At 73.2% G+C, this 22,169-nt stretch carries 27 protein-coding genes; 20 read left to right on the forward strand and 7 right to left on the reverse strand.

Going from position 1 to position 22,169, the window contains the following annotated elements:
* Positions 1-62: 62 nt before the first annotated feature.
* A complete protein-coding gene (locus tag ABZ478_RS17755; RefSeq protein ID WP_359550203.1) occupies positions 63-242 on the reverse strand; it encodes a hypothetical protein in 180 nt (59 codons plus the stop codon).
* A 225-nt stretch (positions 243-467) separates the two neighbouring features.
* Here ABZ478_RS17755 and ABZ478_RS17760 point away from each other — a divergent pair, with 225 nt between their 5' ends.
* The 4 genes from ABZ478_RS17760 to ABZ478_RS17775 all read left to right on the forward strand — a co-directional run bounded on the left by ABZ478_RS17760 (position 468) and on the right by ABZ478_RS17775 (position 4,311).
* Positions 468-1,685: an NYN domain-containing protein gene (locus ABZ478_RS17760; protein ID WP_359550205.1), complete on the forward strand. Its 1,218-nt coding sequence runs from the start codon at positions 468-470 to the stop codon at positions 1,683-1,685.
* Between the two features lie 59 nt (positions 1,686-1,744).
* On the forward strand, positions 1,745-2,758 hold the full coding sequence (locus tag ABZ478_RS17765; protein ID WP_359550208.1) for an ABC transporter ATP-binding protein: 1,014 nt from the start codon (positions 1,745-1,747) through the stop codon (positions 2,756-2,758).
* A gap of 64 nt (positions 2,759-2,822) precedes the next feature.
* Positions 2,823-3,644 (forward strand): ABC transporter permease, encoded by an 822-nt coding sequence (locus ABZ478_RS17770; RefSeq protein WP_359550211.1) that lies wholly within the window; start codon positions 2,823-2,825, stop codon positions 3,642-3,644.
* A 34-nt stretch (positions 3,645-3,678) separates the two neighbouring features.
* Positions 3,679-4,311: an AAA family ATPase gene (locus ABZ478_RS17775; RefSeq protein WP_359550213.1), complete on the forward strand. Its 633-nt coding sequence runs from the start codon at positions 3,679-3,681 to the stop codon at positions 4,309-4,311.
* A 167-nt stretch (positions 4,312-4,478) separates the two neighbouring features.
* Here the strand turns inward: ABZ478_RS17775 and ybaK are convergent, their stop codons facing one another.
* The 4 genes from ybaK to ABZ478_RS17795 form a co-directional block, all read right to left on the reverse strand.
* Complete coding sequence (gene ybaK, locus ABZ478_RS17780) at positions 4,479-4,979, reverse strand: Cys-tRNA(Pro) deacylase (protein WP_359550215.1); 501 nt, start codon at positions 4,977-4,979, stop codon at positions 4,479-4,481.
* Positions 4,980-5,007: 28 nt separating this feature from the next.
* Positions 5,008-5,745: an LON peptidase substrate-binding domain-containing protein gene (locus ABZ478_RS17785; protein ID WP_359550216.1), complete on the reverse strand. Its 738-nt coding sequence runs from the start codon at positions 5,743-5,745 to the stop codon at positions 5,008-5,010.
* A gap of 11 nt (positions 5,746-5,756) precedes the next feature.
* Positions 5,757-6,809, reverse strand: coding sequence for a hypothetical protein (locus tag ABZ478_RS17790; protein ID WP_359550218.1), 1,053 nt, complete (start codon positions 6,807-6,809; stop codon positions 5,757-5,759).
* A 172-nt stretch (positions 6,810-6,981) separates the two neighbouring features.
* Complete coding sequence (locus tag ABZ478_RS17795; protein WP_359550220.1) at positions 6,982-8,559, reverse strand: oxidoreductase; 1,578 nt, start codon at positions 8,557-8,559, stop codon at positions 6,982-6,984.
* A gap of 178 nt (positions 8,560-8,737) precedes the next feature.
* Between ABZ478_RS17795 and hisD the strand changes: the two genes are divergently transcribed.
* The 10 genes from hisD to ABZ478_RS17845 all read left to right on the forward strand — a co-directional run bounded on the left by hisD (position 8,738) and on the right by ABZ478_RS17845 (position 16,442).
* On the forward strand, positions 8,738-10,063 hold the full coding sequence (gene hisD, locus ABZ478_RS17800; RefSeq protein WP_359550223.1) for a histidinol dehydrogenase: 1,326 nt from the start codon (positions 8,738-8,740) through the stop codon (positions 10,061-10,063).
* A complete protein-coding gene (locus ABZ478_RS17805; protein ID WP_359550225.1) occupies positions 10,060-11,166 on the forward strand; it encodes a histidinol-phosphate transaminase in 1,107 nt (368 codons plus the stop codon). The genes hisD and ABZ478_RS17805 overlap by 4 nt, the downstream gene beginning before the upstream one ends.
* Complete coding sequence (hisB, locus tag ABZ478_RS17810) at positions 11,163-11,756, forward strand: imidazoleglycerol-phosphate dehydratase HisB (RefSeq protein WP_356147650.1); 594 nt, start codon at positions 11,163-11,165, stop codon at positions 11,754-11,756. The genes ABZ478_RS17805 and hisB overlap by 4 nt, the downstream gene beginning before the upstream one ends.
* A gap of 4 nt (positions 11,757-11,760) precedes the next feature.
* Entirely contained in the window at positions 11,761-11,925 is a 165-nt protein-coding gene (locus ABZ478_RS17815) for a hypothetical protein (RefSeq protein ID WP_199210187.1), read from the forward strand.
* Positions 11,922-12,560: an imidazole glycerol phosphate synthase subunit HisH gene (hisH, locus tag ABZ478_RS17820; RefSeq protein WP_359550228.1), complete on the forward strand. Its 639-nt coding sequence runs from the start codon at positions 11,922-11,924 to the stop codon at positions 12,558-12,560. The genes ABZ478_RS17815 and hisH overlap by 4 nt, the downstream gene beginning before the upstream one ends.
* Positions 12,561-12,563: 3 nt before the next feature.
* Positions 12,564-13,289, forward strand: coding sequence for a bifunctional 1-(5-phosphoribosyl)-5-((5-phosphoribosylamino)methylideneamino)imidazole-4-carboxamide isomerase/phosphoribosylanthranilate isomerase PriA (gene priA / locus ABZ478_RS17825; RefSeq protein ID WP_359550230.1), 726 nt, complete (start codon positions 12,564-12,566; stop codon positions 13,287-13,289).
* Positions 13,286-13,690: a RidA family protein gene (locus ABZ478_RS17830; RefSeq protein WP_359550233.1), complete on the forward strand. Its 405-nt coding sequence runs from the start codon at positions 13,286-13,288 to the stop codon at positions 13,688-13,690. Before priA ends, ABZ478_RS17830 begins: the two co-directional genes overlap by 4 nt.
* On the forward strand, positions 13,687-14,442 hold the full coding sequence (gene hisF, locus ABZ478_RS17835) for an imidazole glycerol phosphate synthase subunit HisF (protein ID WP_358931124.1): 756 nt from the start codon (positions 13,687-13,689) through the stop codon (positions 14,440-14,442). Before ABZ478_RS17830 ends, hisF begins: the two co-directional genes overlap by 4 nt.
* A gap of 144 nt (positions 14,443-14,586) precedes the next feature.
* Positions 14,587-15,174: a helix-turn-helix domain-containing protein gene (locus ABZ478_RS17840; RefSeq protein ID WP_359550236.1), complete on the forward strand. Its 588-nt coding sequence runs from the start codon at positions 14,587-14,589 to the stop codon at positions 15,172-15,174.
* A 14-nt stretch (positions 15,175-15,188) separates the two neighbouring features.
* Positions 15,189-16,442, forward strand: a complete 1,254-nt coding sequence (locus tag ABZ478_RS17845) for an MFS transporter (protein ID WP_359550237.1) — start codon at positions 15,189-15,191, stop codon at positions 16,440-16,442.
* Positions 16,443-16,445: 3 nt separating this feature from the next.
* Here ABZ478_RS17845 and ABZ478_RS17850 read toward each other — a convergent pair whose 3' ends face one another.
* Together ABZ478_RS17850 and ABZ478_RS17855 are read right to left on the reverse strand one after the other, a co-directional pair.
* Positions 16,446-16,844, reverse strand: coding sequence for a VOC family protein (locus ABZ478_RS17850; protein ID WP_359550239.1), 399 nt, complete (start codon positions 16,842-16,844; stop codon positions 16,446-16,448).
* A 68-nt stretch (positions 16,845-16,912) separates the two neighbouring features.
* Positions 16,913-17,548 (reverse strand): TIGR03085 family metal-binding protein, encoded by a 636-nt coding sequence (locus tag ABZ478_RS17855; protein ID WP_359550242.1) that lies wholly within the window; start codon positions 17,546-17,548, stop codon positions 16,913-16,915.
* A gap of 130 nt (positions 17,549-17,678) precedes the next feature.
* Between ABZ478_RS17855 and hisI the strand changes: the two genes are divergently transcribed.
* The 6 genes from hisI to trpC all read left to right on the forward strand — a co-directional run bounded on the left by hisI (position 17,679) and on the right by trpC (position 22,164).
* The gene (hisI, locus tag ABZ478_RS17860; protein ID WP_359550245.1) at positions 17,679-18,083 is read left to right on the forward strand and encodes a phosphoribosyl-AMP cyclohydrolase; all 405 of its coding nucleotides are present in this window, start codon (positions 17,679-17,681) and stop codon (positions 18,081-18,083) included.
* An 11-nt stretch (positions 18,084-18,094) separates the two neighbouring features.
* On the forward strand, positions 18,095-19,624 hold the full coding sequence (locus ABZ478_RS17865; RefSeq protein ID WP_359550248.1) for an anthranilate synthase component I: 1,530 nt from the start codon (positions 18,095-18,097) through the stop codon (positions 19,622-19,624).
* Positions 19,624-20,262, forward strand: coding sequence for a TIGR02234 family membrane protein (locus ABZ478_RS17870; RefSeq protein ID WP_359550251.1), 639 nt, complete (start codon positions 19,624-19,626; stop codon positions 20,260-20,262). The genes ABZ478_RS17865 and ABZ478_RS17870 overlap by 1 nt, the downstream gene beginning before the upstream one ends.
* Before the next feature lie 166 nt (positions 20,263-20,428).
* Entirely contained in the window at positions 20,429-20,686 is a 258-nt protein-coding gene (locus ABZ478_RS17875) for an HGxxPAAW family protein (protein ID WP_359550254.1), read from the forward strand.
* A gap of 97 nt (positions 20,687-20,783) precedes the next feature.
* Positions 20,784-21,221, forward strand: a complete 438-nt coding sequence (locus ABZ478_RS17880) for a DUF2752 domain-containing protein (RefSeq protein ID WP_359550256.1) — start codon at positions 20,784-20,786, stop codon at positions 21,219-21,221.
* 133 nt (positions 21,222-21,354) lie between these two features.
* A complete protein-coding gene (gene trpC, locus ABZ478_RS17885; protein WP_359550259.1) occupies positions 21,355-22,164 on the forward strand; it encodes an indole-3-glycerol phosphate synthase TrpC in 810 nt (269 codons plus the stop codon).
* The last annotated feature ends 5 nt before the right edge of the window (positions 22,165-22,169 follow it).

A 22,169-nucleotide genomic window follows, 5' to 3' on the forward strand; every position in this document is an offset into this window, starting at 1 on the left:
TGACGAAGGGGCGCACCCTCACCGGGTGCGCCCCTCCTGTGTGCCTGGGCTTCAAATGCCCTTTAGTTGTGGCCGAAGCTCTTCTGCTTCTTACGGGAAACCTCGGAGGGGCTGCCCGCGACGCCCGCCATGGAGGACTCGGGTTCCTCCGCCGCCGGGCGCTGAGCGCGTTCCGCTGTGTGCTCGGCCTGCGAAGCGCGGTTCTGCGGGCCACCCTGCTTGCGGTTCTTGTTCTTGGCCATGGTGATCTGCCTCCTGAGGGGGATCTAGGGGCCAGGGCCGGGATCAGATTCACATACGCTGACATCAGTCGCATGTCGGATAATTACCGTGTGTGACAGGGAAGGTGGGCGAGCGGGCTCGCTGAACGCCACGCCGAAGATCGAGTTCCGGCCGTTAACGCCCGTCCGTTCGGGCAGACTCGAAGGAAGTCCGAAGCAAAACCTCCCGGGAAGAGGGTGAGTCGCGTGGACCGTTGCATCGTCCTGGTGGACGCCGGGTATCTGCTGGGTGCCGCCGCCAGCCTCCTCGCCGGTGAGCCCTCGCGGTCCCGGATCACCGTCGATCACCCCGCGCTGATCCAGGCCCTGCGCGAACGTGCCGAGTCGGATACCGAACGCCCGCTGCTGCGCATCTACTGGTTCGACGGCGCCCCCGACCGGGTCCCCCAGCCTGAGCACCGCCGGCTGCGCGTGATGCCCCGGGTCACCGTCCGGCTGGGCGCGCTCACCCGCAGCGACGGACGCTGGGCACAGAAGGGCGTGGACGCCGCCATGCACGCCGAGCTGACCGAGCTGGCACGCAACCGCGCCTGTTCCGACATCGTCCTGGTCACCGGCGACGGCGACCTGCTGCCCGGCATGATGGCCGCCAAGGAGCACGGCGTCGCCGTCCACCTCTGGGCCGTCCAGGCCGCCGACGGCGACTACAACCAGTCCGAGGACCTGGTCGCCGAGGCCGACGAGCGGCGGGTGCTGGACCGGGCCTGGATCACCCAGGCGGTCCGTGCCAAGGAGCTGACCGGCGTCTGCGCCCCGCCGCCCGCGCCCCGCCCCGAGATCGCCGCGATCCTCTCCGCGCCGCTGCCGGACTCCGCGCTCACCGCGGGCGCCGAACGTCCCGCCGAGGAGGGCGCCCACGCGTCGGCCGCCGCCGAGCACAGCCCCCAGGGCCGGGCGGCCGCTTCCAAGGGAGTGCCCACCCCCAAGGACCTCGCCGCGCTGCGCGCACCCGGCGCACAGGCCGTGCAGCACCCGACGACCGCGACCCTGCGATGGTCCTCCGACAAGGGGTGGGTGGACCGGCCGGGAGCGGTCGCCGAGCCGCCCGAGGTAGCCTCCATGCCGACCCTCGCCCAGCTCACCACCGCCGAGCAGCGGTGGGCCGACCGGGAGGAGGACATCACCACCGTCGGCGGCGATCCGTACGAGGTCGGCCAGGTCTTCGCCCGCCGCTGGATCTCCCGGCTCGGCGACCCGAACCACGTACAGCGGCTGTCCACGATGTACCCGCGCATCCCGCACCGCATCGACGGCGAGCTGCTGCGCTACGCCGCGCGCTTCGGCCTGCTCGCCCACAAGGACGACCAGATCGACGAACACGACCGTTACGCCATCCGGGCGGGCTTCTGGCGCGAGGTCGACGTCCCGGCGGCCGCCGAACAGCACGCGCCCGCCGCGGACTGAACCCCGGTGGCCGCCCCCGAGGACGAGTCAAGGCCCCCGACCCCGTAGTCTCGTCACTTGTGAGTACGCGCGCGGCACAGGCACTTCGGTACGACGAGGTCGTACGCGTGCGCGGGCTCACCAAGACCTATCCCCCCGTGAAGGGGCGGCGCGGGGCGCCGGGCACGCCCGAGGTGCGGGCCACCGACGGGGTGGAGCTCGAGGTGCGGCGCGGCGAGATCTTCGGGCTGCTCGGGCCGAACGGCGCCGGCAAGTCCACCCTCGTGCGCCAGCTCACCGGGCTGCTGCGGCCGGACGCGGGCAGCGTCGGGATCCTCGGCCACGACATCGTCAGGCACCCCCGGCTGGCCGCCCGGATCCTCGCCTACCTGGGGCAGGAGTCCTCCGCCCTGGACGAGCTGACCGTGGAGCTCGCCGCCGAGACCACCGGACGCCTGCGCGGCCTGGACGTACGGCGGGCACGGGCAGAGCGGGACGCCGTGCTCGAGGAGCTCGGCCTCACGCCGATCGCCGGCCGCACGCTGAAGAAGCTGTCCGGCGGCCAGCGGCGGCTCGCCTGCTTCGCCGCCGCCCTCGTCGGGGAACGGCCGCTGCTCGTCCTCGACGAGCCGACCACCGGCATGGACCCGGTGGCCCGGCGCGCGGTGTGGGCGGCCGTGGACCGGCGGCGGGCCGAGCGCGGCACGACCGTGCTGCTGGTCACCCACAACGTCATCGAGGCGGAGACCGTGCTCGACCGGGTCGCCGTCCTGGACCAGGGCCGGGTCATCGCCTGCGACACCCCCGCGGGGCTGAAGGAACGGGTATCCGGCGAGGTCCGGGTGGAGCTGGTGTGGCGGGAGCGGGCGCCGCTGGACGTGCCCGAGGTCGCCGGCTTGCGCGAGCGGGCCACGGAGTCCGGCCGGCGCTGGACGCTCCGGCTCGCGCCCGAGGAGGCCCGGGCCGCGGTCGCCACGGTGACCGGCGGCGCCGCCTTCGCCGCCCTGGACGACTTCACGCTCGCCACACCCAGCCTGGAGGACGTGTACCTCTCGCTGGGCGGGGCGGCCCGGCAGGGGCTGGTGAAGGCGTGAGCGCGCGGGCCGCGGAATGCGTACGGGTGTGCGCCAGGGCCGTAGGGAAGAGGAGCAGCGCGTCGTGAGTGTCGTACCCGCCGAGGTTCTGCCCGGCGGCGCCCGGGCCGTTCCGGGGGCGGCCCCGGGCGCGGCCGAGCTCGGTCCGCCCGCACGGCTGTGGCCGTCGCTGGTGGCCGTCTACCGGGCGCAGCTCTCCCGGGCCCGGGTGGCCCGTATCCCGCTGCTGTTCGTGGCGACCTTCCAGTCCGTCGGCATCGCCGTGATGATGCGGGGCGTCGTGGACAGCGGCACCGAGGCCCAGTCCGTGGTGGCCGGGTCCTCGGTACTGGTCGTCGCGTACGTGGCGCTGAACCTGCTGTCGCAGTACTTCGGGCAGCTGCGGGCCAGCGGCGGACTCGACCACTACGCCACGCTGCCGGTGCCGCCGGCGGCGGTGGTGCTGGGCGCGGCGGGGGCGTACGCCTCCTTCACCGTGCCGGGGACGCTGGTGACCGCCGTCTTCGGCTGCGTGCTCTTCGGGCTGCCGCTGTCCAATCTGTGGATCCTGCTCGCCGTGATCCCGCTCGCCGGGGCCGCGCTCGCCGGGCTCGGCGCCGCCTGCGGCCTGCTCGCGCCGCGGCCCGAGCTGGCCACGCTGCTCGGCCAGCTCGGCATGTCCGCGGCCCTGCTGCTGGGCGTGCTGCCGGCCGACCGGATGCCGGAGATCATCCGTCTCGCCCGGGACCTGCTGCCCTCGACCTACGGGGTGGAGGCATACGCGCGGACCTTCGGGGCACACCCCGACTGGGCCGTCGTCCTGGTTGACCTGGGGGTGTGCGCGGGTGTCGGAGTGGTCTCGCTGGCCGCGGCGACCTGGGCGTACCGCAGGGCGGCCGTCCGGTGACGCGGCTCACGGCACGACCTGGCACGATGTCAGGGTGACCGCACCGCTGACTCCGCCTCCGCCGCCGCACGACGACTCCGCGCACCAGGTCCGGCAGACCCCGCCTGCCGGGGCTCCGTTCGCGGGCATGTACGAACAGGACGGCCCCGGTATGAAGACCGAAGTGCGGGAGGCCGCGGTGGTCGCCGTGGCGGTGACCCTGGGCGGGGTGCTGCTCGGACTGCTGTGGTGGTGGCTGGCGCCGCACGTGCCGCTGATCGCCGACCAGGTCGACAAGAGCTGGGTGGTCTACATCAAGGACACCGAGGGCGAGCAGGCGGTCGGCGTGGACGGCACCTTCACGCTGCTGGGGCTGGCCTTCGGGCTGGTCAGCGCGGTCGTGGTGTTCCTGTGGCGCCGGCGTGGCGGCGTGCCGCTCGTGGTGGCGCTGGGCCTCGGCGGACTGCTGGGGTCCCTGCTGGCCTGGCGGCTCGGTGTCTGGCTGGGGCCCGAGTCCGATGTCATAGCCCACGCCAGGGCGGTGGGCAAGGGCGTGACCTTCTCGGCCCCGCTGAGGCTCGGGGCGAAGGGCGCGCTGCTGGCCTGGCCCCTGGCCGCGCTGCTGGTCCACCTGGGGCTCATGGCACTGTTCGGCCCCCGGGACCCGGAGGAGCCGTACCCGGCGTGAGTTCCCCCGTGGCCCCGTCCCGACGTGACCAGCGGGGTCCCTGTGGAGCTTCCGCCGAGCTTCGGCCGGCCAGGTGTGGCCGGAGCGCCGTGGAGCCGGGTCCGGCCTGACGGGCCGGAGTCCCGTGAGCCGTACCCCGGACCGGCGTACCGGCGCCACCCGGCCGTTCAGTCCCGGCCGATGGGTGCCAGCACGGCTTCCGTGAGCGCGGCCAGGGCCGTCGGCGCGAGCTCGACCTCCAGGCCTCTGCGGCCCGCCGAGACGCAGATGGTGTCGTGGGCTCCGGCCGAGTCGTCCAGGACCGTGCGGAGCCTCTTGCGCTGGCCCAGCGGGGAGATGCCGCCCCGGACGTAGCCGGTGGTGCGCTCGGCGAGGGCCGGGTCCGCCATGGCCGCCCGTTTGCCGCCCACCGCCGCCGCCAGTGCCTTCAGGTTCAGCGTGCCGGAGACCGGGACCACCGCCACCGTGAGCGCGCCGTCGACGTCGGCCACCAGGGTCTTGAAGACCCGGTCCGGGGAGACGCCCATCGCCTCCGCCGCCTCCTCGCCGTAGGAGGGGTGGGCGGGGTCGTGGTCGTAGGCGTGGACGGTGTGGTCCACGCCCGCCGCGGTCAGCGCCACGGTCGCGGGCGTGCCGCCGGACTGCTGCTTCTTGGACTTCTTCGCCATCGGGGTGCCGGGCCTCGGTTCGGTTCGCTCAGTTCATGCTGGTCGGCGTCCGCGTCAGCTCGAACGCGGGCAGGGACGGCAGACTACGGATGATCGCCGCCTCCGAGCGAAGGAGTTTCAGCTCGTCCCTGAGGCGGGAGGCGGTGTCCGGGGCCTGGAGCAGCCGCTGCTTCGTCGGCGTGTCCAGCACCATGGCGGCGGCGACCAGGTAGGAGACCACCGAGGGGTCGTCGGGAAGCTCCGTGCCCGCCAGCGAGCGCTCACGGGCGCCCGCCAGGCGCTTCTGGTACTGGCGGAACGAGCGCAGGACACCCTCGGCCAGCGCGCCCGCCTCGTCGCCGGGCTCCTCCGTGAGCTCCTCCAGCTCCGCCGTCAGGAACGGGCCCGACGCCTCCACGGACAGCAGCCGCACCCGGGTCGTGCCGGTCGCCAGCACCTCGAACGTGCCGTTGTCGCGCTCCCGGATGGTCGCCGCGTCCGCCACACAGCCCACGCCGTGGAACGACTTCAGGGGGTCCGGGCCGAAACCGGCGGCCGGGCCCCGCTCGAGCTGCGCCGTCGGATCCGGCATGCCTGGAGCGCTCGGTGCCACCTCGTGGCCGTCGCGGATCGTCACCGCGGCGAACCGGCGCGGCTCGTCCTCGGGGGTCTTCAACAGTTCGCGCATCATGGCGCGATACCGCTCCTCGAAGATGTTCAGGGGCAGCACGAGCCCCGGGAACAGAACCGAGTTCAGCGGGAACAGGGGCAGACGGACGGTGGTCACGGCGACCCAGCCTAATGGTCGGTGGCAAAGGCTCGGCCGCGGTGCTCGTTCAGAGGCCGCGGCGGCGTCCTCACCAGCCCGGACAGGAAGGCGGGCGTGCTGGGCCCGAGGAGCCCCTCACGCAGCCGCAGGAACTGGCCGAGCGGGTCGTCGGAGAACCGGTCCCAGGGGAACGAGGTGGCGTACGGACCGATCAAACCGAGCTGGGCGCGCGCGTCCTCCCACCGGCCCAGCCGGACGAGCAGGTACAGCAGTTTGTTGCGCATCTGGGCGGGCCCCGGGGTGGCCCCCGGGAACCGGGCGGAGAGCGACACCGCCCGGTCGGCGGCCGCGTCCAGCCGCTCGCGCGGCACCTCGGGTCCGCAGTCGTCGGTCAGATAGCCGAACGCCGCCCGGGCCGGCAGCGCCTGCACCAGCGAGCCGGCCGGGGCGTCCTGCGCGGCGAGGTCGGCGAAGTCGAAGCACTCGCGGTGCGAGCCGTGCCAGAAGGTCGCCAGATACCGCAGGGCGGCCACGTGGCAGCCGTAGTGGTGCGGGGCGCGCCGGATCGCCGCCTCCCACAGCTCCTCGAAGTAGCGGTGGCCGGCCCGGGAGCCGCGCGCGTGGTCGAGGGCGATCCGCCAGGGCACCGGGTCGCGGTCGTCGGCGCGGGCGGCGGCCGTGATCAGCGGGCTCACCTCGCGCAGCAGCTCGGCGCGGGCCGGTGAGGGCCAGGCGCGGTCCACCGCGAGCTGGGCCCCGACCAGAGCGACGTCGGGGTCGCCGGGGGCGGCCGTACGCCAGGCCTCGAACCACTCGGGCCGGGAGCGGGCGAAGGCCGCGAGCCGCCGCGTGTAGCGGTCGCGGTCCTCCCACTGGCCGGCCGCGCGCGTGGTGGCGAGCAGGGCGGAGGCGGCGCCGTACTCGCCCCGGCCGGCCGCGACCAGCGCGGGCGAGAGGCGGTCGTCGGGCGCGTCGAGTACGGCCTCGAAGCCGCCCTGGGGCGGGGCGGCGAGGTACGAGGCGCGTCGTGTCGTCCGGGTGGGGCGGAGGAACGCCGGCAGCAGAGCCATGGTGTCGACCATTGAAAGTCCGCAGGTCGGGGGAGCGCCAGAGGGTCCGGCCAAGTCATGAAAGGTTGTACGACATAAGGTCAAGGACGGGCAAAGGGTGACGGTTCAACTATTGTAATGTACCTGTCCGTGAGCCGTGAGCCGTGAGCCGTGAGCCGTGAGCCGCAGCTCGCGACGGGAGCCGTCAGCTCCGCCGCAGCAGCCGGGTCGCCCCCGCCGCCACGGTGGTCGCGAGTATCCAGCCCATGATGATCATCACCGCGGCCAGCCACTGCCAGCCGCCGCGCAGCTGCCACTGGCCGACCTGGCCCAGGTCGATCACCGGCAGCAGCAGGTCCAGCGTGAACAGCGCGGGGCTCCAGGACGGATGCTCGCCGGAGTCCACCGGCGGATGCCCGGCGTGTGCGAAGGCGAGCGTGCCCGCCGCCCACAGCACCGCCATCCACACCGCCGCCCGCCCCGGCCGGTAGCCGTAGGCCACGGCCCAGTCCTGGACGAAGCCCCAGACCTTGCCCGCCGGCGGCAGCGTCTCGCGGCGCCGGCGCTGCTTGGCGAGCAGCACCTCGCGCGCGTCCTCGTCCTCTCCGGCCGCGCGCAGCACCGAGGCCAGCCGCTCGTACGGCTCCGGGTTGTACTCCGCGGTCGCCGCCGCCACCCAGTCGAGCCGCCGGGTCAGCGGGAACGGGCCGCGCGGGACCAGGCTCTCGTAGGTGAAGCCGCCCATGTGCAGGCTGCCCGGGCCCGGCCAGCTCCCCGCGCGGTCCACCAGGTTGACGACCCGCGCGCCGGACAGCTTCACCTGCCCGCGCTGCGGCCGGTCGCCCAGGAAACGCAGCTCCGGCGTCTGCACCCGGCGCAGCGACAGATCCTGGTCGTCGGTGAGGACGAACCGGGCCCGCTCCAGGTCCACGGCGTCCCCGAACCGGCCGTCGTCCAGCCGCACCCCGCCCTGGCACTCGAAGCGCTGGATCCGCGTTCCGCGCGCGGGAGTGGTCCCGCTCAGCAGCGGATTGCCCACGCCCGCCGGGGTCAGGTACAAGGTGCGCTCCACCGTCAGCTGGGGGGCGTTCAGGGCGAGACGCGCGTACGGATTGGCCAGTTTCGCCCCCCGCAGGCTCAGCGAGCCCCCGACCTGGGCGCCGCGCAGGCTCAGCTCGCCGTGCGACTCCAGCAGCTCCGCCTGCAGGTCCTGGCCGACGCTCATGCCGTCGGCGGCGATCGAGCGGCCGCTGCGGTCCCGGTGGGCGACCGCCTGGTTCAGCAGCAGGTCCGTCCCGATGTGCGCGTCGGTCAGCCGCACCCCGCTCTGGAAGCGGCAGCGCGGCAGGTGCAGGTCGCCCTCGGTGGTGACCCGGGCCGCCTCCAGCCGGGGCAGCGCGCAGTTCACCAGGCGCACGGTCGTGAAGCGGGCCTCGGGAAGCAGGACCTGGTCGTCGAAGCGGCAGCCGCGCATCTCCACGTACGGCGTGACCGTGCCGCCCGCCAGCTCCAGCGTGCCGGTGATCCGCACACCGGCCAGCTTCAGCGCGGACACCCGCCCCGCGAGCGCGGGCGGCCCGTCCAGCAGCAGCCAGCAGACGATGCGCGCCCTGACGCTCCGCTCCGGGCCCCAGGGATGCCCGCCGTGCGGATCGTCCACCACCGCGTCGCCGCTGCTCAGGTCGTACGCACTGCCGTTGCGGAAGGCCTGCCACATACCGGCCTCGGCCGCGGTCAGGCCCTCCGGCAGATCTCCGGCGTCGCTGCCGGCCCCGTCGGTCACCGCTCTTTCCCTCTTCCCCGCCACTCACAAGTCGTCCGCCTCGTACACCCGTTCATGCCCGCTGAGTGACGCCCGGCACACTAGACGTGAAGGTGATCTTCCGCGTTCCGGCCAGGTTCTGTATCAGCCATTGATACGCGCGGACGGCTGCGGACGCGGGTCTGAGAGAATTGAGTACGTGATCTCCCGAATCGATCTGCGCGGCGACGCCCTCCCCGAGGGCCCCGCCCTGCGCGACCTGCTGCCCCGAGCCGACTTCGACGTTCAGGCCGCCCTGGAGAAGGTGCGTCCGATCTGCGAGGCCGTGCATCATCGTGGCGACGCGGCGCTGATCGACTTCGCCGAGAAGTTCGACGGAGTACGGCTGGAATCCGTCCGCGTCCCGGCCCGGGCGCTGACCGAGGCGCTCGAGGCCCTCGACCCGGCCGTGCGCGCCGCCCTGGAGGAGTCCATCCGCCGGGCCCGCCTGGTCCACCGCGAACAGCGCCGTACGGCGCACACCACCCAGGTCGTGCCGGGCGGCTCCGTGACCGAGAAGTGGGTGCCGGTCGAGCGCGTCGGGCTGTACGCGCCCGGCGGCCGGTCCGTCTACCCCTCGTCCGTGATCATGAACGTGGTCCCGGCCCAGGAGGCCGGAGTCGAGTCGATCGCGCTCGCCTCCCCGGCGCAGGCGGAGTTCGGCGGACTGCCGCACCCGACGATCCTCGCCGCGTGCGCGCTGCTCGGCGTGGACGAGGTCTACGCGGCCGGTGGCGCCACCGCCGTCGCGATGTTCGCGTACGGCACCGAGTCCTGCGCGCCCGCCAACATGGTCACCGGCCCCGGCAACATCTGGGTGGCCGCGGCCAAGCGCTACTTCACCGGGAAGATCGGCATCGACACCGAGGCCGGTCCCACCGAGATCGCGATCCTCGCCGACGACACCGCCGACCCGGCGCACGTCGCCTCGGACCTGATCAGCCAGGCCGAGCACGACCCGCTCGCGGCGGCCGTGCTGGTCACCGACTCCACCGAGCTGGCCGACGCGGTGGAGAAGGAGCTGGAGCCGCAGGTGGCGGCCACCAAGCACATCGAGGACCGCATCCGCCCGGCCCTGGCCGGCAAGCAGTCCGCGATCGTCCTCGTGGACGGCGTCGAGGAGGGCCTGCGGGTGGTCGACGCGTACGGCGCCGAGCACCTGGAGATCCAGACCGCCGACGCCACCGCGGTCGCCGACCGGGTGAAGAACGCCGGCGCGATCTTCATCGGCCCCTGGGCGCCCGTATCGCTCGGCGACTACGCGGCCGGGTCCAACCACGTCCTGCCCACCGGCGGCTGCGCCTGCCACTCCTCCGGCCTGTCCGTCCAGTCCTTCCTGCGCGGCATCCACATCGTCGACTACACGCGGGACGCGCTGGCGGAGGTCGCGCACCACGTGGTCACGCTGGCGGAGGCGGAGGACCTGCCCGCGCACGGCGCGGCGATCAAGGCGAGGTTCGGCTGGAAGGTACCGACGAGCAAGTGACCGGCATCGACGATCTGCCCGTACGGGACGAGCTGCGCGGCAAGTCCCCCTACGGCGCGCCCCAGTTGGACGTACCCGTACGGCTGAACACCAATGAGAACCCCTACCCGCTGCCCGAGCCGCTGGTCGAGCGGATCGTGGAGCGGGTCCGGGAGGCCGCCCGCGACCTGAACCGCTACCCCGACCGGGACGCGGTCCAGCTCCGCACCGAGCTGGCCAAGTACCTGACGAACACCGGCAAGCACCCGCTCGGCATCGAGAACGTCTGGGCGGCCAACGGCTCCAACGAGGTCATCCAGCAACTGCTGCAGACCTTCGGCGGACCGGGCCGCACGGCCATGGGCTTCGAGCCGTCGTACTCGATGCACGCGCTCATCGCGCGCGGCACGGGCACCGGCTGGATCTCCGGGCCCCGCGGCGAGGACTTCGGGATCGACCTCGCCGCCGCCCGGCGCGCCATCGCCGAGCACCGGCCCGACGTCGTCTTCGTCACCACCCCCAACAACCCCACCGGCAACGCCGTGCCGCCCGAGACGGTCCTCGGGCTGTACGAGGCGGCCCAGGCGGCCAAGCCGTCCATGGTGGTCGTGGACGAGGCCTACATCGAGTTCAGCCACGGCGAGTCGCTGCTGCCGCTGCTGGCGGGCCGGCCCCACCTGGTCGTCTCGCGCACCATGTCGAAGGCGTTCGGCGCGGCCGGACTGCGCCTCGGCTACCTCGCCGCCGACCCGGCGGTCGTGGACGCCGTACAGCTCGTCCGGCTGCCGTACCACCTCTCGGCGATCACCCAGGCGACCGCCCTGGCCGCCCTGGAGCACACCGACACCCTGCTGGGCTACGTCGAGCAGCTCAAGTCCGAGCGGGACCGGCTGGTCGCCGAGCTGCGCACGATCGGCTTCGAGGTGATCGAGTCCGACGCGAACTTCGTGCAGTTCGGCCGGTTCGACAGCGCCCACGAGGCCTGGCGGCGGATCCTCGACCGGGGCGTACTGGTCCGGGACAACGGCGTACCGGGGTGGCTGCGGGTGTCCGCCGGCACCCCGGAGGAGAACGACGCGTTTCTCGACGCGGTCCGTGAGTTGAAGAAGGAGCCCCAGTCATGAGCCGCGTCGGACGCGTGGAGCGCACCACCAAGGAGACCTCGGTACTGGTCGAGATCGACCTCGACGGCACCGGCAGGACCGACATCGCCACGGGCGTCGGCTTCTACGACCACATGCTCGACCAGCTCGGCCGGCACGGTCTGTTCGACCTGACCGTGAAGACCGACGGCGACCTGCACATCGACTCCCACCACACCATCGAGGACACCGCCCTCGCGCTCGGCGCCGCCTTCAGGCAGGCGCTCGGCGACAAGGTGGGCATCTACCGCTTCGGCAACTGCACGGTCCCGCTGGACGAGTCCCTCGCCCAGGTCACCGTCGACCTCTCCGGCCGCCCCTACCTCGTGCACACCGAGCCCGAGAACATGGCGCCGATGATCGGCGAGTACGACACCACGATGACCCGGCACATCCTGGAGTCCTTCGTCGCCCAGGCGCAGATCGCCCTGCACGTGCACGTGCCCTACGGCCGCAACGCGCACCACATCGTGGAGTGCCAGTTCAAGGCGCTCGCCCGGGCGCTCCGCTACGCCTCCGAGCGCGACCCGCGCGCGGCCGGCATCCTCCCGTCGACGAAGGGCGCGCTGTAACCCCATGACCGGTCTGTCCACCGTCCTGATCGTCGTCGGCCTCTTCCTGGTCGGCGGCATCATCTCCTTCGCCAAGCAGAAGATGCCCACCAGCCTCATCGTGCTGCTCTCGATCGGCGCCGCGATGTGCCTGGTCGCCGGCGTCATGCGGCTGGAGGTCTGGAATTGAGCGCCAAGAAGGTCGTCGTCTTCGACTACGGCTTCGGCAACGTCCGCTCCGCCGAGCGGGCCCTCGCGCGCGTGGGGGCCGACGTCGAGATCACCCGCGACTTCGACAAGGCCATGAACGCCGACGGCCTGCTGGTGCCGGGCGTCGGCGCGTTCGCCGCCTGCATGCAGGGCCTGCGCGCGGCCCGCGGTGACTGGGTCGTCGACCGCCGGCTGTCCGGCGGCCGGCCGGTGATGGGCATCTGCGTCGGCATGCAGATCCTCTTCGCGCGCGGCATCGAGCACGGCGTGGAGGCCGAGGGCCTCGACGAGTGGCCCGGCACGGTCGCGCCGCTCGAGGCCGACGTCGTGCCCCACATGGGCTGGAACACCGTGGACGCCCCGGAGGACTCCGAGCTGTTCGCCGGCCTCGACAAGGACGCCCGCTTCTACTTCGTGCACTCCTACGCCGTCCACGACTGGGCGCTGGAGACGAACAACCCGCTGATCGCGGCCCCCAGGGTCACCTGGTCCACGCACGGCCGGCCCTTCGTCGCGGCCGTGGAGAACGGCGCCCTGTGGGCCACCCAGTTCCACCCCGAGAAGTCCGGCGACGCCGGTGCCCAGCTCCTCACCAACTGGATCGGAACCCTGTAGACCATGGCCAAGCTCGAACTCCTCCCCGCCGTCGACGTCCGCGACGGCCAGGCCGTACGCCTCGTGCACGGCGAGTCCGGGACCGAGACCTCCTACGGCTCCCCGCTGGAGGCCGCCCTCGCCTGGCAGCGCTCCGGCGCCGAGTGGCTGCACCTGGTCGACCTCGACGCCGCCTTCGGCACCGGCGACAACCGCGACCTGATCGCCGAGGTCGCCAGGGCGATGGACATCAAGGTGGAGCTGTCCGGCGGCATCCGCGACGACGACACGCTCGCCGCGGCCCTCGCCACCGGCTGCACCCGCGTCAACCTCGGCACGGCCGCGCTGGAGACCCCGGAGTGGGTCGCCAAGGTCATCGCCGAGCACGGCGACAAGATCGCGGTCGGTCTGGACGTGCGCGGCACGACCCTGCGCGGCCGCGGCTGGACCCGGGACGGCGGCGACCTCTACGAGACGCTGGCGCGCCTCGACAAGGAGGGCTGCGCCCGCTACGTCGTCACCGACATCGCCAAGGACGGCACCCTGCAGGGCCCCAACCTGGAGCTGCTGAGGAACGTCTGCGCCGCCACCGACCGGCCGGTCGTGGCCTCCGGCGGCGTGTCGTCCCTGGACGACCTCCGGGCCATCGCCGAGCTGGTACCCCTCGGTGTCGAGGGCTCCATCGTCGGGAAGGCCCTGTACGCGAAGGCGTTCACCCTGGAAGAGGCACTGGAGGCAGTGGCGTCATGACATCCGAGACCGTGCGGCGCGTGCAGAGCGGAAGTCCCTGGGAAGAGAGTTTCGGGTTCGCGCGCGCGGTCGCGGCGGGTGACCGGGTGCTGGTGGCCGGCACGACGTCCTTCAAGGGCACCGTGCTGTACGGGGAGGGCGACCCCTACGAACAGGCCAAGGTGGCCTTCACCAGCGCCCTCGAGGCGATCGGTGAGTTCGGCCTCGACGCCGGGTCCGTGCTGCGCACCCGGATGTACCTGACCCATGTGCGGGACGTGGACGCGGCGGGCCGCGCCCACAAGGAGATCTTCGACTCCGTCCGCCCGGCCTCGACCCTGCTGGTCGTGGAGGGCTTCGTCGACCCGCGCATCCTGGTCGAAGTGGAACTAGAGGCATTCAGAGGAGCCGTGACCTCATGACCCTGGCGGTCCGAGTCATCCCCTGCCTGGACGTGGACAACGGCCGGGTCGTCAAGGGCGTCAACTTCCAGAACCTGCGCGACGCGGGTGACCCCGTCGAGATGGCCAAGGTGTACGACGCCGAGGGCGCCGACGAGCTGACGTTCCTGGACATCACCGCGTCCTCCGGCGACCGGGAGACCACCTACGACGTGGTGCGCCGCACCGCCGAGCAGGTGTTCATCCCGCTGACCGTCGGCGGCGGTGTCCGCACCGCCGAGGACGTGGACCGGCTGCTGCGGGCCGGCGCGGACAAGGTGGGCGTGAACACCGCGGCCATCGCCCGGCCCGAGCTGATCCGGGAGATCGCCGAGCGGTTCGGCCGGCAGGTCCTGGTGCTGTCGGTGGACGCGCGCCGCACCGAGGGCGGCGCCTTCGAGGTGACGACGCACGGCGGCCGCAGGGGCACCGGCATCGACGCCGTCGAGTGGGCCCACCGCGCGGCCGAGCTGGGCGCGGGGGAGATCCTGCTCAACTCCATGGACGCGGACGGCACCAAGGACGGCTACGACCTGGAGATGATCGCGGCCGTCCGCAAGCACGTCACCGTCCCGGTGATCGCCTCCGGCGGCGCCGGGCGGCTGACGGACTTCCCGCCGGCCGTCGACGCGGGCGCGGACGCGGTTCTCGCCGCCTCCGTCTTCCACTTCGGGGACCTGCGCATCGGCGAGGTCAAGCAGACCCTGCGGGAGGCGGGCCACCCCGTGCGGTGACGCCTTCCCGAGCCCTCGGCCCCGGCCGCCCGACAAGGCGGCCGGGGCCTTCTCATGACCGGGCCCCCTCGATGAGGAAGATACGAAAGGAAAGTTGCGCAACATTCATTGCGCAACTTTTCTTTCGCATCTAGAGTCGGAGACATGACAGCCAAGGGGAGCCGTCCCATCACGGACGTGGGCACGCTGAAGGCGCTGGCGCACCCGCTGCGGATGAAGCTGTACCGAGCCCTGTGTGTGGCCGACAAGGCGACCGCCTCGCACCTCGCCGACCAGGTCGACGAGGCCGTCTCGCTGGTCAGCTACCACCTGCGCAAGCTCGCCGAGCACGGCCTCATCGAGGAGGCCCGGCCGCAGAGCGCGGACGGGCGGGAACGCTGGTGGCAGCCCTCCTCCGAGGGCCTGAGCATCCGTGACAAGGACTTCCGGGACGCCCCCGAGACCGCGGCCGCGCACCTGGCGGCGACCCGGCTCTTCCACGACCAGCGCACCGACCTCTACCGCCGCTACCTCGACGAACGGCCGACGTGGAGCGCCGAGTGGAACACGGCGGCGGGCGACAGCGAGTCCCTGCTCCGCCTCACCGCCCCCGAACTGCGCGCACTGCAGGACGAACTGCTCGCGCTGATCCGCAGGTACGACGAGTCGGGCCGGTCCGCCGAAGCCGACGGCGAGACCGAAGGGCGCGAGCACGTCGCGCTGCACGTGTACGGATTCCCGTTCCGCGTCTGAGAAGGGCCCCCGCCGTGACCGACACCCTCATACCCCCGGCCTCCGTCACCGAGGACCGCCCCGCCCACCGCGACCCCAACGTGCTGCGCTGGCTCGGCGCCTACACCGCCTCCATGCTCGGCGACAGCGTCTACTACATCGCCCTGTCCTGGGCCGCCGTCCAGGCCGGCACCCCCGCGCAGGCCGGTGTCGTCATGTCCGTCAGCGCGCTGCCGAGGGCCGTGCTGATGCTCGGCGGGGGAGTGCTCGCCGACCGGCTCGGCCCGCGCCGCGTCGTCATCGGCAGCGACGCCGTGCGCTGCGCGGCCGTCCTCGCGGTGGCCGCCCTGCTGTTCCTCACCGGCCCCGGACTGTGGCCGCTCGCCCTGCTGGCCCTGCTCTTCGGCACCGTCGACGCCGTGTTCATGCCCGCCGTCGGCGCCCTCCCGGCCCGGATCACCGGCAGGGGACAGCTCGCCCGCGTACAGGGCATGCGCGGCCTCGCCATCCGCTGCGCGGGCGTGGCCGGCGCCCCGCTCGGCGGACTCGGCGTGGCCCTGGGCGGCGCCTCGGCGGCCTTCGCCCTCGCCGGACTGCTGATCGCCGTCTCCGTACCGCTGCTGATCTCCGTGCGCCTGCGCCCCCTGCCCGGCGACGACACCCCCGCCCCCGCGCGCACCACCGCCTGGGCCGACCTGGTGGCCGGCCTGCGCTACATCCGCGGCCACCGCGTCCTCGCCCCGCTCATGCTCGCCATCGCCCTCGGCGACTTCGGCTTCGTCGGCCCGCTCAACGTCGGCCTGACCCTGCTCGCCGACCGGCGCGGCTGGGGCGCCGCCGGCATGGGCTGGGTGCTCGCCGGATTCGGCGCCGGGGCGGGCGCCGCCTCACTGCTGCTCGCCGTCCGCGGCCGGGTCCCGCGCGCCGGGCTGGTCGCCGCCTGGGCGATCCTCGCCGGCTCGGTCGCCATCGGCACCCTGGCCTACGTGCCCCAGCTCGTCGGGGCCGTCGGCGTCGCCCTGCTGATCGGGCTGCTCGCCGGGCTCAGCGGGGTGCTGTGCGGGGCCATGCTGCAGACGTTGACCGACCCCGCCTACCTCGGCCGGGTCACCGCCGTCGCCAGTGTGGTCAGCCTGGGCCTGGCCCCGCTGAGCATGCCGTTCGCGGCCGCCGCCATCGGGGCCTTCGGTCTCGGCCCGGTGTTCGTGACCAGCGCCGCCGTGTGCGGGCTCGGCGGAGTGGTCGCCCTGTGCGTCTCCGGGCTGCGCCGCGCGGAACTCCCCCGCTGACGCTCACACCCGCCGCTGGGTGAGCTGCACCAGGTTGCCGACCGAGTCGTCGAGCACCGCCGCGAGCACCGGGCCCTGCACCTGCGGCGGATGCGGGAACCGCACACCCAGCCCGCGCAGCCGCTCGTACTCCGCCGGCAGGTCGTCCACGGAGAACACGATGCACGGGATCCCCGCCTCGTACAGCGCCGTGCGGTACGGCTCCGCGATCGGGCCCTGCCCGGGCTCCAGCAGCAACTGGAGATCCGGCTGGGCCCCCTCGCGCGCCCCCACCGTGACGAACGGCGTGCCGCCGCCCGGATCCATGTGCAGCCGGGTCTCGAACCCCAGGACCTCCGTGTAGAAGGCGTGCGCCCTCGCCACGTCGTCCACGAACACACTGGTCATCGCGACCTTGATCATGCGGCGCCTCCCGGATGCCCGGTCTCGGAAATCCCGGTCTCGGATGCCCCGTCGCGGACGGCCCGGGTTCAGAAGCCCAGTTGCTTCGACTCGTGCAGGGTGGCGATCGCGTTCTCGTCGCCGTCCAGCTCCACCTTCGCCTCGTTCTGCCGGCCGAAGGCGAACATCAGCAGTTCCGAAGGCTCACCCGTCACCGTCACCACCGGAGTGCCCCGGTGCGCCACCGACGTCTGGCCGTCCGGGCGGCGCAGCACCAGACCGGTCGGCACCCCCCGGCCCAGCAGCCGGGCGGTGCGCTCCAGACGCGACCACAGCGCGTCCTGGAACACCGCGTCCAGCTCGCGCGGGCCCCAGTCCGGCTGGGCCCGGCGGACGTCCTCGGTGTGCACGTAGAACTCGACCGTGTTGGCGGCCTCGTCGATCTGCTTGAGCTGGAACGGGGAGAAGCGCGGCGGACCGGTCCTGATGAGCTGGATCAGCTCCTCGTACGGCTTCGCCGCGTACTCCGCCAGCACCTTCTCCAGACGGGAGGCCAGCGGCTTGATCAGCGCGCCCCCCGCCGCGTCCGGGCGGCGCTCGCGCACCACCACGTGCGCGGCCAGGTCACGGGTCCGCCAGCCCTCGCAGAGGGTCGGGGCGTCCGGTCCGACGGTTTCCAAGAGGTCGGCGAGCAGGAGCCGTTCACGCTTGGCGAAGGTCGACATGGAGTCAGCCTACGACTCCGTAACCGGTCCGCCCACCCGTCCCCCCGCCACCCGGGCCCGTCTCAGCCGCCGCCCGCCGACTGCCCATCCCCTGGACAGAAACCCGGAACCGTCCCGCCCACGCGGCACAATGGCACCCATGACCAGCACTCTCGACCCCGAGATCGCCGCGCGCCTGAAGCGCAGCGCCGACGGACTCCTCCCGGCCATCGCCCAGCAGTACGACACCGGCGAGGTGCTCATGCTCGGCTGGATGGACGACGAGGCGCTGCACCGCACGCTGACCACCGGCCGCTGCACCTACTGGTCGCGCAGCCGCCAGGAGTACTGGGTCAAGGGAGACACCTCCGGCCACGTCCAGCGGGTCAAGTCGGTCGCCCTGGACTGCGACGCCGACACCGTGCTGGTCAAGGTCGACCAGGTCGGCGCCGCCTGCCACACCGGCGCCCGCACCTGCTTCGACGAGGACGTCCTGCTCCAGGACGACCCCGGCGCGAGCGCCCGGCGGGCCCGCCCGGCCACCGCTGATCAGTAAGGTCTGCCGCCATGGACCTCGAGACCTTCCGCAAGCTCGCCACCGACCGGCGTGTCATCCCGGTCACCCGCAAGCTCCTCGCCGACGGCGACACCCCGGTCGCGCTCTACCGCAAACTCGCCGCCGAACGCCCCGGCACTTTCCTGCTGGAGTCCGCGGAGAACGGGCGCTCCTGGTCCCGGTACTCCTTCGTCGGCGTGCGGTCCGCCGCCACCCTCACCACCCGTGACGGCCAGGCGCACTGGCTCGGCACCCCGCCCGTCGGCGTCCCCGCCGAAGGTGACCCGCTCGCCGCCCTGCGCGCCACCGTCCAGACCCTGCACACCCCGCGCCAGGAGGGCATGCCGCCCTTCACCGGCGGCATGGTCGGCTACCTCGGCTACGACATCGTCCGCCGCCTGGAGAAGATCGGCCCCGGCGAGCGCGACGACCTCGGGCTGCCCGAGCTGACCATGCTCCTCACCAGCGACCTCGCCGTCATGGACCACTGGGAGGGCTCGGTCCTGCTGATCGCCAACGCGATCAACCACAACGACCTCGAGACCGGCGTGGACGAGGCGTACGCCGACGCCGTGGCCCGCCTCGACGCCATGGAGGCCGACCTCGGCCGCGCGGTCGCCCAGCCCCCGGCCGTGCTGCCGCCTTCCGAGCTGCCCGAGTACACCGCCCGCTGGGGCGGCCCCGACTTCAGGCGGGCCGTCGAGGACGTCAAGGAGCGCATCCGCGCGGGCGAGGCCTTCCAGGTCGTGCCCTCGCAGCGCTTCGAGACCCCGTGCACGGCGAGCGCGCTGGACGTCTACCGGGTCCTGCGGGCCACCAACCCCTCGCCGTACATGTACCTGTTCCGCTTCGACGGGTTCGACGTCGTCGGCTCGTCCCCCGAGGCGCTGGTCAAGGTCGAGGACGGGCGCGCGATGGTCCACCCCATCGCCGGCACCCGGCACCGCGGCGCCACCCCGCAGGAGGACCAGGCCCTCGCCGACGAGCTGCTCGCCGACCCCAAGGAACGCGCCGAGCACCTGATGCTGGTCGACCTCGGCCGCAACGACCTCGGCCGGGTCTGCGAGCCCGGCTCGGTGGAGGTCGTCGACTTCATGTCCATCGAGCGCTACTCGCACGTCATGCACATCGTCTCCACCGTCACCGGCCGGGTCGCCGAGGGCCGTACCGCCTTCGACGTACTGACCGCCTGCTTCCCGGCGGGCACCCTCTCCGGCGCCCCCAAACCCCGCGCCATGCAGATCATCGACGAGCTCGAACCGTCCCGGCGCGGCCTCTACGGCGGCTGCGTCGGCTATCTCGACTTCGCCGGCGACTCCGACACCGCGATCGCCATCCGCACGGCTCTGCTCCGCGACGGCACCGCCCACGTCCAGGCCGGGGCCGGCATCGTCGCCGACTCCGACCCGGCCGCCGAGGACCAGGAGTGCCGCAACAAGGCCGCCGCGGTGCTGCGGGCGGTGCACACGGCCAACCGGCTGGGCGGCTGGAACGCCCCTGCCGAACCCCGGGTGACGCTTCACCCGGGGTCCAGGCGATAGTGGAGTACGTGACTGCCGTACCTCACCCCCGTTCCGAAGCCGCCGCACCCAGCCGGTCCGGCCGGCGGAGCCTCGCCGTGGCCCTGTTGTGCGGCGCGCTCGGCGCGGCCGTGACCCTGCTCGCGACCCGGCAGCGCTGGTCGGAGGGGACCGCCACGGTGGCCGGCGGCGCCTTCCCGCTGACCGCCAGGGGCAGCGACGTCACGGGCGTCCCCGCGGCCCTCGCCATAGTGGGCCTGGCCGCGCTCGTCGCCGTCTTCGCCGTCCGCCGGGCCGGCCGCGTCGCCGTCGCCGCGCTGCTCGCGCTCAGCGGCGCCGGCATCGTCGCCGCCGCGTTCGCCGGGGCCTCCGACAGCTCCGCGCTGGACGAGGAGGCCGCCCGGACCACCGGCGACACCTCGGCCGCGGTCACCGCCCTCTCGCACACCGGCTGGCCCTACGTCGCCGCCGCCGGTGGCGTCCTGATCCTGCTCGCCGGCCTGCTCGCGCTGCGCTACGGCGCCCTGTGGCCCGCCATGTCCGGCCGCTACGAGCGCGGCTCGGACCGCCCGCGCCGCAAGGCCCGGCCGGCCGACCCGGAGCGCCCCGAGGAGATCTGGAAGGCCCTGGACCGCGGCGAGGATCCCACCGGCGCCTGAGGGCCGCCCCCGCGCCCCGCCGGATGTGGCGAACCAGACGCCACCCCCGCGTCCGGCACGCGCGTGCGTACGGGACAATGGACGAAGAGCGCCCGGCTCGGACGGTGACGCGCTCGGAACCGTACGGACACGTACTTCGACACGTACAAGCAACGAGGAGCAAGTCATGGCGGGCAGCAGCCACGGTCACACCCCGGCCGCCTGGACCGGCGTCACCATCGCCTTCATCGGTTTCTGCGTCGCGGGTGCCTTCATGGTGATGGCCCAGCCGGTCGGCTTCTGGGCGGGCATGGTGATCGTGCTCCTCGGCGGCGTCGTCGGTGTCGCCATGCGCGCCATGGGCCTCGGCCAGCAGAAGCGCGCCCAGGGCGCCTCGCACAGCGGCCACGTCCCGGCCCGGGAGCCGGCCGGCGTCGAGGGCTGAGCCCCACCGCAGCGCATCCCGCGAGGGGCGGCCCCACCACATCCGGTGGGGCCGCCCCTCGCGCGCGTGCCGCGGGCGTGCGGGGCAGAATGCCGACGTGAACCCCGACAGCGGCACCGCCCCGCGCACCACCCCCACCACCCCCTGGAACCGGCTAGCCGTCCCGGCCGGTGTCCTCGCGGCCGTCGCCGGGGCCTTCGCGTACGTCGGCACCGTCGACCCCAACGAACCCGGCCACTACCCGGTGTGCCCGCTCTACGGCCTGACCGGCCTGTACTGCCCCGGCTGCGGCGGACTGCGCAGCGCCCATGCCTTCGTCCACGGCGACCTCCTCACCGCCCTGCACGACAACGCGGCGGGGGTGGCCGCCTACCTGGGCTTCGCGGTGCTGTGGACCGTCTGGGTGGTGCGCGCGGTACGCGGCCGGGCGGTGCGGTTCGAACCGGGAGGTGCCCTGATGTGGTCCGTCGGCGCGCTGCTGCTGGTGTTCACGGTTGTCCGGAACCTGCCGTTCGGCGGCTGGCTGCATCCGTGATCGAACGGTGAACGTCCAGGTGATGGGACCGGCGTCCACCGGATGCGAGGCCTCGGCCGTCCTCCGGATACCATCGCAGTGACCGCAGGTTTCGGAACCTGAAGGAACGACCGTCTGAAAGGGGGCCGCTCGCGTGAGTGTGCTCGACGAGATCATCGACGGAGTCCGTGCCGACCTCGCGGAGCGGCAGGCGCGCGTCAGCCTCGACGAGCTCAAGGAGCGCGCGGCGAAGGCCCGCCCCGCCAAGGACGGCGTGGCCGCGCTCAAGGGCGACGGCGTCAAGGTCATCTGTGAGGTCAAGCGCTCCAGCCCCTCCAAGGGCGCGCTGGCCGCGATCGCCGACCCGGCCGGGCTCGCGGCGGACTACGAGGCGGGCGGCGCCGCCGTCATCTCGGTCCTCACCGAACAGCGCCGTTTCGGCGGCTCGCTGGCCGACCTGGAGGCGGTCCGCGCGCGCGTGGACATCCCCGTCCTGCGCAAGGACTTCATCGTCACGTCGTACCAGCTCTGGGAGGCCCGCGCGTACGGCGCCGACCTCGCGCTGCTGATCGTCGCCGCCCTGGACCAGTCGGCCCTGGAGTCGCTGATCGAGCGCGCCGTCTCCATCGGCCTCACCCCGCTCGTCGAGGTGCACGACGAGGACGAGGTCGAGCGGGCGGTGGACGCGGGTGCCCGGATCATCGGCGTCAACGCGCGCAACCTGAAGACCCTGCGGGTCGACCGCGGCACGTTCGAGCGGGTCGCCCCGGAGATCCCCGACCACCTCGTCAAGGTCGCCGAGTCCGGAGTGCGCGGGCCGCACGACCTGATCGCCTACGCCAACGCCGGCGCCGACGCGGTGCTGGTCGGCGAGTCCCTGGTCACCGGGCGCGACCCGAAGGCCGCCGTGTCCGACCTGGTCGCCGCCGGCGAACACCCCGCGCTCCGGCACGGGCGGGGCTGACCTCC

The organism is Streptomyces sp. NPDC005706 (assembly GCF_040631045.1).
Lineage (GTDB): Bacteria > Actinomycetota > Actinomycetes > Streptomycetales > Streptomycetaceae > Streptomyces.

What these genes read in the sequence shown, in the direction of transcription:
- ABZ478_RS17755 (WP_359550203.1), bottom strand. Translation starts at nt 242, where the DNA reads ATGGCCAAGAACAAGAACCGCAAGCAGGGTGGCCCGCAGAACCGCGCT.
- ybaK (WP_359550215.1), bottom strand. Translation starts at nt 4,979, where the DNA reads ATGGCGAAGAAGTCCAAGAAGCAGCAGTCCGGCGGCACGCCCGCGACC.
- ABZ478_RS17790 (WP_359550218.1), bottom strand. Translation starts at nt 6,809, where the DNA reads ATGGTCGACACCATGGCTCTGCTGCCGGCGTTCCTCCGCCCCACCCGG.
- hisB (WP_356147650.1), top strand. Translation starts at nt 11,163, where the DNA reads ATGAGCCGCGTCGGACGCGTGGAGCGCACCACCAAGGAGACCTCGGTA.
- ABZ478_RS17815 (WP_199210187.1), top strand. Translation starts at nt 11,761, where the DNA reads ATGACCGGTCTGTCCACCGTCCTGATCGTCGTCGGCCTCTTCCTGGTC.
- priA (WP_359550230.1), top strand. Translation starts at nt 12,564, where the DNA reads ATGGCCAAGCTCGAACTCCTCCCCGCCGTCGACGTCCGCGACGGCCAG.
- ABZ478_RS17830 (WP_359550233.1), top strand. Translation starts at nt 13,286, where the DNA reads ATGACATCCGAGACCGTGCGGCGCGTGCAGAGCGGAAGTCCCTGGGAA.
- hisF (WP_358931124.1), top strand. Translation starts at nt 13,687, where the DNA reads ATGACCCTGGCGGTCCGAGTCATCCCCTGCCTGGACGTGGACAACGGC.
- ABZ478_RS17840 (WP_359550236.1), top strand. Translation starts at nt 14,587, where the DNA reads ATGACAGCCAAGGGGAGCCGTCCCATCACGGACGTGGGCACGCTGAAG.
- ABZ478_RS17850 (WP_359550239.1), bottom strand. Translation starts at nt 16,844, where the DNA reads ATGATCAAGGTCGCGATGACCAGTGTGTTCGTGGACGACGTGGCGAGG.
- ABZ478_RS17855 (WP_359550242.1), bottom strand. Translation starts at nt 17,548, where the DNA reads ATGTCGACCTTCGCCAAGCGTGAACGGCTCCTGCTCGCCGACCTCTTG.
- hisI (WP_359550245.1), top strand. Translation starts at nt 17,679, where the DNA reads ATGGCACCCATGACCAGCACTCTCGACCCCGAGATCGCCGCGCGCCTG.
- ABZ478_RS17865 (WP_359550248.1), top strand. Translation starts at nt 18,095, where the DNA reads ATGGACCTCGAGACCTTCCGCAAGCTCGCCACCGACCGGCGTGTCATC.
- ABZ478_RS17875 (WP_359550254.1), top strand. Translation starts at nt 20,429, where the DNA reads ATGGCGGGCAGCAGCCACGGTCACACCCCGGCCGCCTGGACCGGCGTC.